14 protein-coding genes are annotated in these 14168 nt (G+C 56.5%); 6 read left to right on the top strand and 8 right to left on the bottom strand.

From position 1 onward, the window contains the following. The first annotated feature begins 26 nt into the window (after positions 1-26). The 4 genes from ABJF76_RS18180 to ABJF76_RS18165 all read left to right on the top strand — a co-directional run bounded on the left by ABJF76_RS18180 (position 27) and on the right by ABJF76_RS18165 (position 5804). On the top strand, positions 27-1346 hold the full coding sequence (locus ABJF76_RS18180) for a uracil-xanthine permease family protein (protein WP_413819197.1): 1320 nt from the start codon (positions 27-29) through the stop codon (positions 1344-1346). A 134-nt stretch (positions 1347-1480) separates the two neighbouring features. Next, on the top strand, positions 1481-2689 hold the full coding sequence (locus ABJF76_RS18175; protein WP_413819198.1) for a urate hydroxylase PuuD: 1209 nt from the start codon (positions 1481-1483) through the stop codon (positions 2687-2689). An 86-nt stretch (positions 2690-2775) separates the two neighbouring features. Further along, positions 2776-4572 (top strand): DNA mismatch repair endonuclease MutL, encoded by a 1797-nt coding sequence (gene mutL / locus ABJF76_RS18170; protein ID WP_413819199.1) that lies wholly within the window; start codon positions 2776-2778, stop codon positions 4570-4572. After that, positions 4569-5804 (top strand): DNA recombination protein RmuC, encoded by a 1236-nt coding sequence (locus tag ABJF76_RS18165; RefSeq protein WP_413819200.1) that lies wholly within the window; start codon positions 4569-4571, stop codon positions 5802-5804. The genes mutL and ABJF76_RS18165 overlap by 4 nt, the downstream gene beginning before the upstream one ends. Here ABJF76_RS18165 and ABJF76_RS18160 read toward each other — a convergent pair. From ABJF76_RS18160 to ABJF76_RS18135, 6 genes are read right to left on the bottom strand one after another with little or no spacing between them, the layout of a single operon-like run. Next, positions 5801-6418, bottom strand: coding sequence for an HD domain-containing protein (locus ABJF76_RS18160; RefSeq protein ID WP_413819201.1), 618 nt, complete (start codon positions 6416-6418; stop codon positions 5801-5803). The two genes, ABJF76_RS18165 and ABJF76_RS18160, sit on opposite strands and share 4 nt — an antisense overlap. A 9-nt stretch (positions 6419-6427) precedes the next feature. Next, positions 6428-7165, bottom strand: a complete 738-nt coding sequence (locus ABJF76_RS18155) for an SDR family NAD(P)-dependent oxidoreductase (RefSeq protein WP_413819202.1) — start codon at positions 7163-7165, stop codon at positions 6428-6430. Then, positions 7162-7743: a DUF3833 domain-containing protein gene (locus ABJF76_RS18150; RefSeq protein WP_413819203.1), complete on the bottom strand. Its 582-nt coding sequence runs from the start codon at positions 7741-7743 to the stop codon at positions 7162-7164. Before ABJF76_RS18150 ends, ABJF76_RS18155 begins: the two co-directional genes overlap by 4 nt. 2 nt (positions 7744-7745) lie before the next feature. Beyond that, the gene (locus ABJF76_RS18145; RefSeq protein WP_413819204.1) at positions 7746-8981 is read right to left on the bottom strand and encodes an MFS transporter; all 1236 of its coding nucleotides are present in this window, start codon (positions 8979-8981) and stop codon (positions 7746-7748) included. Further along, positions 8978-9736, bottom strand: coding sequence for a DUF1365 domain-containing protein (locus tag ABJF76_RS18140; RefSeq protein ID WP_413819205.1), 759 nt, complete (start codon positions 9734-9736; stop codon positions 8978-8980). The genes ABJF76_RS18145 and ABJF76_RS18140 overlap by 4 nt, the downstream gene beginning before the upstream one ends. Beyond that, positions 9733-11034 carry an NAD(P)/FAD-dependent oxidoreductase gene (locus ABJF76_RS18135; RefSeq protein ID WP_413819206.1) on the bottom strand — a complete coding sequence of 434 codons (1302 nt, stop codon included), beginning with the start codon at positions 11032-11034 and terminating at the stop codon, positions 9733-9735. The genes ABJF76_RS18140 and ABJF76_RS18135 overlap by 4 nt, the downstream gene beginning before the upstream one ends. A 207-nt stretch (positions 11035-11241) precedes the next feature. On the opposite strand from ABJF76_RS18135, the gene ABJF76_RS18130 reads away from it, so the two are divergent. After that, positions 11242-11790 (top strand): sigma-70 family RNA polymerase sigma factor, encoded by a 549-nt coding sequence (locus tag ABJF76_RS18130; protein WP_413819207.1) that lies wholly within the window; start codon positions 11242-11244, stop codon positions 11788-11790. An 8-nt stretch (positions 11791-11798) separates the two neighbouring features. Next, positions 11799-12455 carry a ChrR family anti-sigma-E factor gene (locus ABJF76_RS18125; RefSeq protein ID WP_413819208.1) on the top strand — a complete coding sequence of 219 codons (657 nt, stop codon included), beginning with the start codon at positions 11799-11801 and terminating at the stop codon, positions 12453-12455. A gap of 57 nt (positions 12456-12512) precedes the next feature. Here ABJF76_RS18125 and ABJF76_RS18120 read toward each other — a convergent pair whose 3' ends face one another. Further along, positions 12513-13562: a saccharopine dehydrogenase gene (locus tag ABJF76_RS18120; protein ID WP_413819209.1), complete on the bottom strand. Its 1050-nt coding sequence runs from the start codon at positions 13560-13562 to the stop codon at positions 12513-12515. Continuing rightward, the gene (locus ABJF76_RS18115; protein ID WP_413819210.1) at positions 13559-14167 is read right to left on the bottom strand and encodes a glutathione S-transferase family protein; all 609 of its coding nucleotides are present in this window, start codon (positions 14165-14167) and stop codon (positions 13559-13561) included. The genes ABJF76_RS18120 and ABJF76_RS18115 overlap by 4 nt, the downstream gene beginning before the upstream one ends. Between the last annotated feature and the right edge of the window lies 1 nt (position 14168).

Genomic DNA, 14168 nt, shown 5'->3' with positions numbered 1-14168 from the left:
ACGGCACGGGAATAGGGACAAAACACATGAGTGACACCACACACGGGTTGTATAGCGACCCAAACGACACGCCTCCGATGTCAGAGGCCGTGCCTCTGGGCCTGCAACATGTTCTGGCGATGTTTGCGTCAAACGTGACGCCTTCGATCATTGTGGCCGGGGCTGCGGGCTTGGCATTCGGCGGGGCTGAACAGGTCTATCTAATCCAAATGGCAATGCTGTTTGCAGGCATCGCGACGCTGTTTCAAACAATCGGTTTTGGCCCTGTGGGCGCGCGCCTGCCCATTATGCAAGGCACCAGTTTTGCATTTGTTGGGGTCTTGGCCGGAATTGCTGCGACCCAAGGGCTAAGCGTTGCGCTGACGGCGTGTTTGATCGGCGGGGTGATCCACTTTTTGCTGGGGTCTGTCATTCAACACCTGAGGTTTTTGTTTCCGCCACTGGTTACGGGCCTCGTGATCCTTGCCATCGGTCTTTACCTCATTCCAGTTGCGATCAAGTACGCAGCAGGCGGTGCCGCGCCATTCCAGATGGAGGCCGAGAGCTTTGGCTCGCTTATGCACTGGGCTGTCGCACTTAGCGTTGTGATCGTAGCACTGCTGCTTAAGTTCTTTACCAAAGGGATCATTTCGAATGCTGCCATTCTGATTGGCCTGATTGTTGGGTACATCCTTGCGATCATGTTCGGCATGGTGAACTTTGGTGCCGTCGCGAACGCTGCGTTCTTTGTGACACCGCAACCGCTGCCATATGGGTTTGAATTCAGCCTTGGTGCGGTCATTGCCGTGACATTGGTCAGCATCGTGTCGGCCATCGAAACCGTCGGCGATGCATCTGCCACAACCAAAGCAGGCGCTGGGCGCGAAGCGACAGACAAAGAAATCGCAGGCGCGACCTATGCGGATGGCCTTGGCACTGCCGTGGCTGCTGTGTTTGGCGGGCTGCCCAACACATCGTTCAGCCAAAACGTCGGCATCATCGGCATGACTGGTATCATGTCACGTCACGTTGTGACCATCGGCGCAATCGTTCTGATCATCTGTGGCCTTATCCCCAAAATCGGTGCGGTAATCGCGTCTATGCCGCTGCCCGTTCTTGGCGGTGGTGTGATCGTGATGTTTGGCATGGTGGCGGCAGCCGGTTTGAATGTGCTGTCCGAGGTCAAGATGAACCGCCGCAATATGGTGATCATCGCGGTATCTTTGGCCGCTGGTTTGGGCCTGAACCTTGTGCCAACTGCCGTGCAGTATCTGCCGGGAGTGGTCAAAACGTTGATGACTTCGGCTGTGGCCCCAACGGCTGCGGTTGCCATCATCCTTAATCTGGTTCTGCCACAGGAAGACTAAGGCGGTCATGAAATGACACAGAAAAGCGGGTACGATGTTGCTCGCTTTTCTGACTATAATTTAGGCAATGCAGATTGCGTTTGCCGGGCCCGTCACCTTAATATGGCGCGATACTGACATCGGGAATCTAAGAAATGTATGATCTTGCCGCCTTGGGCGCATGGCTAGAATTTGCGGTGCGCTGGCTCCACGTGATCACGGCGATCGCGTGGATCGGGTCTTCGTTTTACTTTATCGCGCTGGACTTGGGCCTGCACCGTGATCGTGATCTAGAAAGCGGCGCCGATGGCGAGGAATGGCAGGTTCATGGCGGTGGCTTTTACCACATCCAAAAGTATCTTGTTGCGCCTGCGGGCATGCCTGATGGCCTGATCTGGCATAAATGGCAAAGCTATTGGACATGGATCAGCGGTTTTATCCTGCTGGTGTTGGTCTATTATTTGGGGGCCGAATTTTATCTGATCGACCCGAACGTTTTGGACTTGGCAACCTGGCAGGCCATTGCGATTTCGCTTGCCTCACTGGGCTTTGGCTGGCTGGTTTATAACCTGCTGTGCAAGGTCTTTGTCGATGCGGATCAAACCACGCTGATGCTGGCACTGTTTGCTGTGCTGGTGGGTATGGCGTGGTTCTACACCCAAGTCTTCACGGGCCGCGCCGCACTTTTGCATCTTGGTGCTTTCACAGCGACGATTATGTCGGGCAATGTGTTTTTCATCATCATCCCAAACCAGAAAATAGTGGTCGCTGATTTGATGGCAGGGCGCACGCCGGATTCCAAATACGGCAAGATCGCCAAGCAACGTTCGACCCACAACAATTACCTGACCCTGCCCGTTATTTTCCTGATGCTGTCCAATCACTATCCGCTGGCCTTTGCGTCTGAATACAACTGGATCATCGCCAGTCTTGTGTTTCTAATGGGCGTTACGATCCGGCATTGGTTCAACGCGCACCATGCACGCCGTGGAAACCCACATTGGACATGGGCCGCGACGGTTCTGATCTTTATCGCGATTGTCTGGCTGAGTGTTGCGCCTAATCCGACACGCGAGGCCGCCCTAAATACCCGCTTTGCCGAGGCCGAAGGCTTTGCCGAAGTCCACGATATTGTGCTGGGCCGATGCAGCATGTGCCACGCGGCTGAACCGGCTTGGACTGGCCTTTTGTGGGCTCCCAAAGGGGTGCGTCTTGAAACGCAAACAGACCTGACGCGCAATGCGCATGCTGTCTATTTACAGGCAGGATTAAGCCACGCAATGCCGCCTGCAAACCTAAGCTATATGGAAGAAGAAGAACGCGCTGCCATTGTCGCTTGGTACCGCGCAGCGACGGGTGGCTAGACGTAAAAAGTAAGGCGGAGGTGCCCTCCGCCACCGGGTGGTTCCCTTATGGTCGAATCGCGCATGGATATGCTAAGTCTTGTGGCATGAACGATCATACCCCCAACATACGTCCCGTTATTCGGCAACTTGATACTGCTGCGGTAAACCGCATCGCCGCAGGCGAGGTCGTTGAACGCCCCGCCTCAGCCGTCAAAGAACTTGTCGAGAACGCCATTGATGCGGGTGCAAACCGTATCAGTATCGACGTCTCTGGCGGGGGTAAAACGTTGATCCGTGTTACCGATGACGGTTGCGGTATCGCGGCCGATGACCTGCCGCTGGCGCTGTCGCGTCACGCTACGTCCAAGATCGACGGATCGGATTTGCTGAACATCCACACGTTCGGATTTCGGGGCGAAGCATTGCCCAGCCTTGGCGCCGTGGGCCGCCTGACAATCACCAGCCGCGTCCCCGGCGCACCAGCCGCAGAAATCACCGTGGCTGGCGGGGAACATTCTGCCGTGAAACCTGCTGCGCTGAACGCTGGCACGGTCATCGCCTTACGCGATCTGTTTTATGCCACACCTGCGCGCCTAAAATTCTTGCGCACAGACCGCGCTGAATCCCAAGCCATCACCGATGTGATCAAACGCCTTGCCATGGCCGAACCTTTTGTTCGCTTCGAGCTGCGCGATGTCACCAATGATCCGCGCACCGTCTTCAAAGTCGAGGCACAGACGGGTGATCCAATGACTGCCCTGCGCGCCCGCCTGTCGGATGTGTTGGGGCAGGAATTTGCCGAAAACTCTATCGCCATCGACACCATCCGCGAGGGGTTGCACCTGACGGGCTATGCCGCCTTGCCCACCTATTCACGCGGGGCGGCGGTGGCGCAGTTCCTGTTCGTCAATGGGCGTCCGGTTAAGGATAAGTTGCTCACAGGTGCCTTGCGCGGGGCGTATTTCGACTTTCTCAGCCGTGATCGCCACCCGGCGGCTGCGTTGTTTATCGATTGCGATCCGCAATTGGTTGATGTGAACGTGCACCCTGCCAAATCCGAGGTGCGCTTTCGAGATCCCGGCCTTGCGCGCGGGCTGATTGTGTCGGGGTTGCGCCATGCTTTGGCCGATGCGGGCCACCGTGCGTCCTCGACTGTTGCGGATGCAACACTGGGTGCGATGCGGCCTGAACCGATGGAACCGCGCGTTTATCAAATGGACCGCCCCAGCCTTGGGCCACGCGGCTCGACTGGCTTTGCAGAGATGGGGCAGGATTTCAGCGCGCAGGTGGTTGAAACACCGCCACAGGCCGATCCCGTCGATCTGCCTTTGGGTGTGGCGCGCGGCCAAGTGCATGAAAATTACATCGTTGCTCAGACCGTCACAGGCATGGTGATCGTCGATCAACACGCGGCCCACGAACGGCTTGTCTATGAAAAACTCAAGAACCAGATGGCAGAAAATGGCGTCGCGGCCCAAGCCTTGCTGATCCCCGAGATCGTCACGCTTTCCCCCGGTGATCGTGCGCGCCTGTTGGAAATCGCCGATGACCTGTTGCGTCTTGGCCTAGGTATCGAGGCCTTTGGCGGCGATGCCATTGCTGTGCGCGAAACCCCGGCCATTCTTGGCGAGGTCAACGCCACGGCTATGATCAACGACATTCTTGATGAGCTTGCCGATCTTGGCACAACCCAATCAGTGCAAGCCAAGATCGAAGCGATCCTGAGCCGTGTCGCTTGCCATGGGTCGATCCGTTCGGGTCGTTGGATGCGGGGTGAGGAAATGAACGCCCTGCTGCGCGAGATGGAGGCAACGCCACATTCCGGCCAATGCAATCACGGGCGACCCACCTATGTCGAACTCAAACTGGCCGATATCGAACGGCTGTTCGGACGCACATGATCCAGATTGGTGACCTGACGCTCGACCTGAACGACCCTGTTGTTCTGGTCGCTTTGATCGGCGGCGCTGTGGCGTTGCTGATTGTGATCCTGCTGATCGCGGCCCTGCGCGCGGCAGGTCGTTCGGCCAAAGCGGTGGCGCCTTTGGGCCAACAACTCGGTTATCTTGGCCAACATGTCCAAGGGTTGGCACAGGGGCAGGAAGGGTTGCGGGCCTCGTTGCAAATGGTCTCTGACACTTCGACCAACGGACAGGCGCAGTTGGCGCAAACCGTTGAACAGCGTCTGGCGGCAGTGCAGCAACAGATGCAGGATCGACTGGCTGACAATGCTATGCGCGCGCAACGCGGCATGACTGAAATGCAAGAACGGATGAAAGAAACCCTGCACGGGTCCAGCAAACAGACCACCACCAGTCTGACGCAATTGCAAGAACGACTGGCGGCGATCGACAAGGCGCAGGATAATATCACCAAGCTGTCGGGCGACGTGCTGGGCCTTCAGGATATTCTATCGAACAAACAAACGCGCGGTGCATTTGGTGAAATTCAACTGCGCGATATCGTGTCCAAAGCGTTGCCCAGCGACAGTTACGCGCTGCAACACACGCTATCCAACGGCAAACGGGCGGACTGCCTGATCCATCTGCCCAACCCACCCGGACCCATCGTGATCGACAGCAAATTCCCGCTTGAGGCTTACGAAGCATTACGCGCTGCCAAAGATGACCATGCGGTGAAACAAGCTGTGGCTCAGATGAAAGTTGCGGTGAAAAAGCACATCAACGACATCTCTGACAAATATATCATCGATGGGGAAACCGCCGATGGCGCGTTGATGTTCCTACCGTCCGAAGCGGTCTATGCCGAGTTGCACGCGAACTTTCCTGAATTGGTGCGCGCAGGTTTTGACGCGCGGGTTTGGATTGTGTCGCCGACCACCTGCATGGCGACACTGAACACCATGCGTGCGATCCTCAAAGATGCGCGGATGCGTGAGCAGGCGGGTGAAATCCGCAAAATGCTGCGCAATCTGCACCGCGATGTAGAACTGGTTGTCGAACGTGCAGGCAAGCTGGAAACGCATTTCGATCAGGCGCGCCGAGACGTCGAAGGGATTTCCACCGCCGCAGAACGCGCAGGAAAGCGCGCGGCGCGTTTGGATAATTTCGACTTCGAAGAGGTCGAAGCCCCAGCACCGAACGTGGTCCCGATCCAAGCGCCTGAAGCTTAGCGTCGCGTCGCAGCCAGCGCCTTTTCAACCAAAGGCACGCGCAGACCGGGTTGTATCACAGCAGGATCGTAAGGTTCGCGGGCAAAGATCTCGCGCACCAGTGGGCGGAAATGATCGATGCCAAGCGTGTCATAACCGGGGTCAAAACTGGCCTGATCCCAGCGTTCGCAAAACATTGCACAATCGTCGAAATAGGGATGCCCAGCGTAGGCATCGCGCTTGTGCGGGTTCGCCCCGACATGTTCGCCGTAATAGATCATTTGGAAGTCGCCGTGTTTTTCCACCACCCACGTGCACTGTTCGCGAACAAAGGGTTTAAGGATGCTCGCTGCGTATTCGTCGTGATTATAGGGCGCAAAGATATCGCCAATGTCGTGCAACAGCGCGGAGACAAGCCAATCCGTGTCCGCCCCATCGCGCCATGCCCGTGTTGCTGATTGCAGAGAATGGCCAAGCCGGGTGATCTGATAGCCAGACAACCCTTCATCCAGCGTTTCCAATGCGCCCAGCAAACGATCTGCCGTGCCTTTGGTGAATTCCACCTCGTGCTCTGTCAGAAAAGCGTAATCTTCGCGGTCGCCATCTTTCATGGCGGTGAACTTGACCTGATCCATCCTGCAACCTTAGGCAAAAAGGCGATAATAAAGCCAATCCGGCAGAAATTGCGCCCCACGGAACAGCAGCGAATACAGCGTTGGAAAGCTCTTTTTGAAGCTGTCGGTCAGCATCAGTTCGAACACTTCGCGCGCAGCGGTGTCGGGTTCCATGATGAACGGCATCTTAAAGTCGTTCTTGTCGGTCAGTTGCGTCTTGATAAAGCCGGGGTTGGCAACCTGCACGCGTACGCCTGTCTTGCGCAGATCGGCATGCATGGATTCCGCCAGCGACATCGTCGCGGCTTTGGAAGCGGTGTAGCCAATAGATCCGGGCAGTCCCCGGAACGCAGCTAAAGACGAGGTAATGACAACGTGCCCCGAATCTTTTGCAACAAATTGCGGCATGACCTGCCCGAGCACACGCATGAAGCCGGTAAAGTTGACGTCTGCCATCGCGATACCTTGTTCGGCATTCCATTCCCGCGCTGAAAATGGCGTATAGGTCCCGGCAAGCAAGATCAGACCGTCAATATCGCCCACGGCTTCGACGGCGGTTTTGACGCTGACGTCATCCGTAACGTCGATGGTTTGATAAGACGCCTTGCCAGGCAGTTCGTCGACCAACGCGGCCAGTTTGTCCTGACTGCGTGCGGAAACGACGACTTCGATGCCTGCGCGGCTTAGGACTTGTGCCAGCGCTTTGCCCAAGCCATCGCTCGCGCCGACTAGCCAGTACCGTTTACCACTTAACTTAATATCACTCATGCTGATTTTGCCAATTCCTGTTGGTGTGCTGGTCGCATTGTCGCCACCAGTTCGGCGACCTTCAAGCCATATTTGCGAAATTGTGAGCGATTAATGATGGTGCCATTGGGCGCAAGGTACATCCAGTCCACAGTATTCAGCACATGGCCGCCAGATTTCGCGGGCAGGCGAAAACGATAGTTCAATTTGACCGCATTGCCCATCTGCTGGCCAGTGCCTTCGCCCTCGACATCGTCTGCCAATGCGCGGATGCGTCCATTATTGCCAAGCGTCAGGTTCCATGCGCGGGTCTGCTGTGACCCATCGTCGTAGTGGAATACTTCGTTCATCGTGCCTTGATTGCCTTCCCATGTGCAGTTAAAATGCCCAACAAAGCGGGATGCAACGCGCCCTGTGGGGCCATAGATGACGCCTTCGCAAACGAGATGCCCATTGAGATGTGTGCGAATGTTAAACGGGGTACCCGCACCTGCGTAATCATCGGGCGTCTGTGCCAAAAAACCTGCATATCGCGACCATGCCCAGTTCATTGCGATCACAATCAACGCACCCAGCAGTACATAGGTTAATCCGTCCATTGTTATGTCTCCCTTAAATCGGTCATGGCCAGCAACGTGATGGCAATAAGTTTCAGGCCGCATGGCACGGCCGCGTAAAGCAGTGTCAGCAGCAAAAGCGCTTTGGGTGGGTTGTCGGCAGATGCGCTGTCAAACCCGGCATTTTGTAAAAGGGGAAGCAGACTGACCGCCGCAAAGGCCAGTGTGAACTTGGAAACAAATGCCCAAAGTCCAAACCCTTCGGCCGCCGAGGGAGCGATCCGTTCCATCCGTTTGGCAAACATGGCAGGCAGCAGCGTGAGGTCGGCGCCAAGCGTCGCGCCCGACAAAATGCATATCACGGCAAAGGCGGCCCAATCGCCGGGGCCAAGCAACAAAGCGCCACCAAAAGCCGTAATTGCAAGGCCCATGGCCGACAAAAGTACAGGCTTTGTCCCGTAACGTTCCGCCAAATTGCCCCAAAAGGGTGTGGCAATGGCGGCGCTTAGGAAGAACAGTAAAAGCAACGGTCCTTCTAGGCCCGGCGACTGCAAACGGCTTTCGACGAAGAACAGGAACAATGTTGAACTGACGGCCACTGGTGCTGCATTGACGAGCGCGATCAACAAAAGGCGTCGCGTGATAGCATCTTGCAAGATGGCACGAAATCCAACTGAATTTGGTAGGCCATCGCTGGCCCATTCGCCGCGCATCATCGCGACGGCGGCAAACGCAAGAATACAAAATCCTACGGCGAACCCCTCAAATGGCGCGTTCAAAATGTTCCCCAAAACCACGGGTGTGATTGCCGCCACACAGACGCCAAGCAGCGCACCGGTTTCACGCCAACGGGCCAACAACAGGTGGCCTTGGCCGGGCAAATGACCCGCTTTGGTCACGCCTTGGGCATAGAAGTTAATGGTAAGAAAGCTGAATGCGGAAAACACGCCCGTCAATGTTAATCCAAACCAGATGAGCGGTGGTAACAACGGGGTCATGGCAAACAGGCCCAGCATTGACAGGGCCATCACGATGCACCCGATCAACACGCCAAGGCCACGGTGGTTGCGCAGTGCTTCGCTCACGCGGCCCAAAAGCGGGTCTTGGATCACATCCAACAGGCGCAACCCTAATAAGACCACACCAAGAGCGGCCAATGACACGCCGTATTCGTCCACATAAAATTTAGGTGCGTGGATATATATCGGCAATCCTGCCGAGGCGAGCAGAGCCGCGAAAACGGCATAGGCCGACAATCGATGGGGCTTTGATTGGTTCACCGAGACACCTCGTCGGGCGGTGGCGCGGGTCGGGGCCGGTAAACGGCGCGTTTGGCCCATAGTTTGAATGCTTGCCAATGGATCAGCGTCAATACGCGGCGTGCGCCGAATGGACGGCGCAGCATGGATGTAAGGATGGCACGGTTGGTCAAAGGCGTACGTTTACCCGTTAAGGTTGCAATCAACCCGCCTTGTCCGCGCGAATAGTCGATCCATATGCCGATGCGGTCATCTTGGATATTAAAGCGAAACTCGTAACCACCCTCGACTGGTTGAAAAGGCGAGACGTGCAAGATCTTGGTCGCTTGCAAGCGATCATTGGGTGCGATTTCGCGTAAGTCGGGGTGGTGAACCAAATAGCTGTGGCGATCGCCGAACGTGTTGGTGACTTCGGCGATCACGGCGATAAGGGTGGCATCGTTTCGGCGACACAGCCAAAAGCTGACCGGGTTGAACACGTGCCCCAGCACTTTGGGTTGCGCCAGTAATTCGATCTTTGTGACGCCAGTCACCTGATGGGCTTGCAACACGTCGCGTACCCAAGGCGCGCCACGCCCGGTTTTTGGCGGGCCTCCGTGATCTGCGTCATCCAGTGCCATCCACCCGCGTCCATTGCGGGTGAACAACGATGGGCCGCGCACGTCGACCTCTGCGTCCAGCAGAATGTAATCCACGGAATAGCGAAAGGCGTTTTCTATATCCCCCTTGCGCCCATGAAACGTCGTGCCCGCGATATGATCGACGTCACCGGTCACTCGGCGGCCACTGGCAAAGCAGAACGGCGGTTCAAGGCGCGGGCGACCTCAAGCGCGCTCGACAACCCGTCTTCGTGAAAGCCGTGGCGCATCCAAGCGCCGCAGAACCACGTGTTCTGCGCCCCGTTCATTGCGCGTACCTTTTCTTGGGCAGCCAATGCCTCCAAATCATAGACAGGATGGCGCAGGGTTGTTTGATCGTAAATCAATTCATCCGGGATCGCGCGTTTTGTATTTAGGGTCACGAAATGCGGGTCGTCCATGGGCACAGGTTGCAGCGAATTGATCCAATAGGTCAGGTCGATGCGATCGCTTTTTGCATCTTTGTCTTCGGTATAGACCCAGCTTGACCATGTTTGGCGAAGCTTGGGCATGATGCGTTCATCGCGGTGCAGGATGATGTCGTTTGGCTGGTATTTAATGGCGTCAAGCGCTGCTCGTTCTTGCAAAGAAGGATCGGCCAGCAGCGATAGACTGTCATCGGAGTGGGTGGCGAAAATGACGTCGTCGAATTGTTCCCAGTCCCCACCCCACGCTTTGATTTGCGCGCCCATGTCGTTGCGGCGCACAGATTGGGCGAGCGCGCCTAGGCGAATGTCGACACGCATGGCGCGCATTGCAGCTTGCAAACGACGTACATACTCAACCGAGCCGCCGTTGACAGTATACCACTGGTGTTGGCCCGTGGTGCTTAGCAAAGCGTGGTTATCAAAGAACTGGATCAGGGCGTGGGCGGGAAAATCCATGATCTTGTCTGTCGGTGTCGACCAAATCGCGCCGCTCAGCGGCAGAAGGTAATAGTCGCGAAACCATGCCCCTGTCCCAAGCGCGTCTAGGAATTGTGCAACGGTGCGCGTCCGGTCGTTGTTTGCGATCCGCACTGCATTTTTGTTAAAGCGCAGGATGTCGCGCACCATACCAAGGAACTGCGGATTAAGCGCGTTCTTGCGCTGGGCAAACAGGGCATTGAGTGAAGCAAGCCCATATTCCAAGCGCCCGCCATCAATTGATGCACCAAAGCTCATGTTGGATTTCACCACGGGCACATCTAGTTCGGCAAACAGGTCAGCCATGTTGGGGTAGTTCGCGTAGTTGAACACCAAAAACCCCGTATCTACCGGTTGATCACCGCGCCGACCCGCCATGACCGTGCGGGCATGGCCGCCAAGTCGGGGTTCAGCTTCGAACAAGGTGACATGATGATCCCGACCCAGCGCATGCGCGGCACCCATCCCAGAAATACCCCCTCCGATGACGGCGACGCGTTTACGGGTGGCAGTTGTTGGCTCAAACGGCATAAAAGCAAGAAGTCCTGTCGGTTCGGGGTATTGCAATGTGTACGCAGCACATTCCCAATTGGATGCACATCGGTACAATATTTAATTATTGATCCAAATCGAATTGGGCTGCGTACCTCAACTATGTATGCAGCTCTTGAAACGTCACAAGAACCATTTCAACCTCCCACGGGTGTCATAGCCGGGGCGGCAACAAGGTCTGCTGTAATGAAAGACAATGACGGAAAGCGGATGTTGTGGGTCGATCACATGGCCCGCATCCGTGATCTTCAAGATCAAGCGGCGTTTGCCGAATTGTTCGACCATTTTGCCCCGCGGGTGAAAGGGTTTTTGATCAAGTCTGGCGCGGACGCGTCCCTCGCCGAAGAATGCACGCAAGAGGTTCTGGCCACCTGTTGGCACAAGGCGCACATGTTTGATCCTACGCGGGCATCTGTGGCGACTTGGGTTTTTACAATTGCCCGAAACCGCAAGATTGATGTGCTGCGTAAACAGCGTCGCCCCGAACCCGAAGACTTGGCATGGGGGCCACAAGAAGAACCTGATCAGGTTGATGTTTTGGCGTTGCAACAAGAAAGCGAACAGTTGGGCCGCGCCATTTCTGAATTGCCCGAAGCCCAGCGTGAATTGATACAAAAGGCGTATTTTGGGGATTTGTCCCAAAGTGAAATCGCCGCTCATACCGGTCTGCCGCTTGGCACGATCAAAAGCAGAATACGCCTGGCGCTCGATCGCTTGCGCCGCGAAATGAAGTGATGATGACGATGGAACAGACTATCAAACACCACCTGACGGATGACATTCTTATGGGCTATGCGGCGGGCAATCTGCCCGAAGCGTTCAACCTGATGGTGGCCACCCATTTGTCGCTTTGTGATGCGTGCCGCGCACAGGCCGAAAGTTATGATGCGCTTGGCGGCGCGCTGTTTTCGCAATCAGACCTTGAAAATGTGGCGCTGACGCCGGGCAGCTTTGCAGCGACGATGGCGATGATTGCAGATGGGCCGGCAGAGCTCCCTCCGACTCGTCGTGCGGCGGGTTCTATCTTTCCAAGCCCGCTACAGGACTATGTCGGCGGTGATCTGGACTGCGTTAAATGGCGCAGTATTGGCATGGGCGTGAAACAGGCGATCCTGCCGACCACGCGGGATGCCTCTGCCCGTTTACTGTTCATTCCGGCGGGTGCGGCCATGCCGGATCACGGGCATAACGGGACCGAAATGACCTTGGTCTTGCAGGGCGCGTTTCAGGATGAAGATGAATATTTCGCCCGCGGTGATGTGGAAACAGCCGACAGTGATCTACACCACACGCCTGTCGCGGACATTCATGCGGATTGCATTTGTCTGGCCGTCACCGACGCGCCTTTGCAGTTTGAGGGGCTGATTCACAAGATCGCGCAACGCTTCGCGCGCATTTGATCTGAACGAACGGGTATCAGCAGTAAGGCGGGGATGTTCCCCGCCCTTTTTTGCGCCTTACGCGATCGCTTGTTCAAAGGTCGCTTTGGCCCTTGCCCACACGCCGTCACCAAGGTTGGGAAGGGCAAGCAGGCTTGGCAAAAGCTGTTCGGCATAATCTTCTGATGACTCGCGCGGCAGCATGGATGGTAGGTTGTCGATTGCAGTCACATCCAAGACGGGCGCGCCGTGCACACGCAATGCAGGGGCGTCCCATGTTGTCGTCTGGTCATACACCTTGATCGGAGAAAAGTCGCTGTCGGGGTCGCAGGCGATATCCCCAATCACACTCAGGCGGCGCGGGTCGTGTGGCGCAGATGCAGGCACAAAAACCGGGGTGCCGGGGCGCGCAAGGATGCAGTTGAAAAAGATGTCATGCGTCAGGACTTCTGGAAAAGGACCGCCATGTGCCGTCTCGTTCATATCCCAACGCGTTGTGGGAACGTCCATTGCAGTGCATAGATCCGCAGCCCCCGTGCCAACCCGGCCCAAAGCGCCAATGATCAACGCAGTTGGGCGGTGGGGTCCGTTTACGGCAAGGGCCGCCTGCAACTCGGCCCGAAGGTCGCTTGCCGCGGGATAGGGCGCGATAGGCCCTGCGATCTGCCCTTGTTGTTGCGCGATCCAACATTTTAGAGCGACCGCTGCTCCGGCGTAACCGGCCCAGTATCCAAAGGCTGCGACCCGGCGATTGTCCGCGTCTACCAAATACTCCAAATCAAACAGCGTGCCGTTGCCCTGCGTAAAGCGTGCCAGCAGGCGTTGCCCCGCGGGTTGACCTTTGAAGGCATGACCAAACATGATGTGGCGGTGGGGCAGGGGTGTGCCGTCTTCGGGCAGTTCTTTGAGGCCAAAAACGATCGCGTCCCTTGGCGCATCAGGCCACGAGTTCTGAGGCGCGATGTCGGCCCCGACGGCGGCATACCCATCGGTGGGAATGCAACGTGTCGGGCTGTCTTCGACAGTGACTTTGATACCAGCCGCGATCAGCTCCGCCGCGCCTTGGGGCGTCAGACCAACGCGGGTTTCATTGTCGCGCTGTTCTGCGCGCACCCAAAGATGGGTCACAGCATACCTGTGTCGCGCATCTTTTTGACACTGGGCCGGTCTTCCATAGCGGCCATAAAGGCGCGGATTTTGGGAAAAGGTTCCAGATCCACGCCATCGCCGGGCAACCAAGAACACAGCATAAACAGGTAAGGGTCTGCGACGCAGGCTGTGTCCCCAAGGATATAAGTGCCGCGCAGGCATTCTGTTTCGACGTATTCTGCGCTGACTGTCATGGTGGCAGGAACCTTGGCTGTCATGTCTGCGTGGCTTTCGGCTTTGTCTGCCCAACGGTGGCCACGTGCCTTATGTCCGTGATTTACGTGCATGGTGGAGGCGAGATAGAACATCACGCCGCGCACGTGTGCGGCCTCCATTGCGTCCGTGGGCATAAGGCCGGGTGTTTGTGCCGCGATATATTCAAGGATCGCACCAGTTTCGGTTAGGATGTGATCCCCTATGATCAATGCAGGCACGCGGCCTTTGGGGTTGATCGCGGCATAAGCCGGGGATTTCTGTTCATCGGACGCGAAATCGACCTTTTGCGTTTCAAAAGCCATGCCTGCTTCGTTCAGAGCGATGGCGCTTGCGATGGCGACGGAACCGGGAAAGTAATAAAGCTTCATT

The sequence above is a fragment of the Tateyamaria sp. genome, from assembly GCF_039940735.1.
Lineage (GTDB): Bacteria > Pseudomonadota > Alphaproteobacteria > Rhodobacterales > Rhodobacteraceae > Tateyamaria.
Note: the sequence above shows the minus strand (reverse complement) of the source record. Positions and strands in the feature narration are given on the sequence as shown.

Excerpts from the sequence above, each read along its gene's own strand:
- ABJF76_RS18135 (WP_413819206.1), bottom strand. The coding sequence starts at position 11,034 with ATGCCGTTTGAGCCAACAACTGCCACCCGTAAACGCGTCGCCGTCATC.
- ABJF76_RS18155 (WP_413819202.1), bottom strand. The coding sequence starts at position 7,165 with ATGAGTGATATTAAGTTAAGTGGTAAACGGTACTGGCTAGTCGGCGCG.
- ABJF76_RS18180 (WP_413819197.1), top strand. The coding sequence starts at position 27 with ATGAGTGACACCACACACGGGTTGTATAGCGACCCAAACGACACGCCT.
- mutL (WP_413819199.1), top strand. The coding sequence starts at position 2,776 with ATGAACGATCATACCCCCAACATACGTCCCGTTATTCGGCAACTTGAT.
- ABJF76_RS18115 (WP_413819210.1), bottom strand. The coding sequence starts at position 14,167 with ATGAAGCTTTATTACTTTCCCGGTTCCGTCGCCATCGCAAGCGCCATC.
- ABJF76_RS18150 (WP_413819203.1), bottom strand. The coding sequence starts at position 7,743 with ATGGACGGATTAACCTATGTACTGCTGGGTGCGTTGATTGTGATCGCA.
- ABJF76_RS18165 (WP_413819200.1), top strand. The coding sequence starts at position 4,569 with ATGATCCAGATTGGTGACCTGACGCTCGACCTGAACGACCCTGTTGTT.
- ABJF76_RS18175 (WP_413819198.1), top strand. The coding sequence starts at position 1,481 with ATGTATGATCTTGCCGCCTTGGGCGCATGGCTAGAATTTGCGGTGCGC.
- ABJF76_RS18130 (WP_413819207.1), top strand. The coding sequence starts at position 11,242 with ATGAAAGACAATGACGGAAAGCGGATGTTGTGGGTCGATCACATGGCC.
- ABJF76_RS18160 (WP_413819201.1), bottom strand. The coding sequence starts at position 6,418 with ATGGATCAGGTCAAGTTCACCGCCATGAAAGATGGCGACCGCGAAGAT.
- ABJF76_RS18125 (WP_413819208.1), top strand. The coding sequence starts at position 11,799 with ATGGAACAGACTATCAAACACCACCTGACGGATGACATTCTTATGGGC.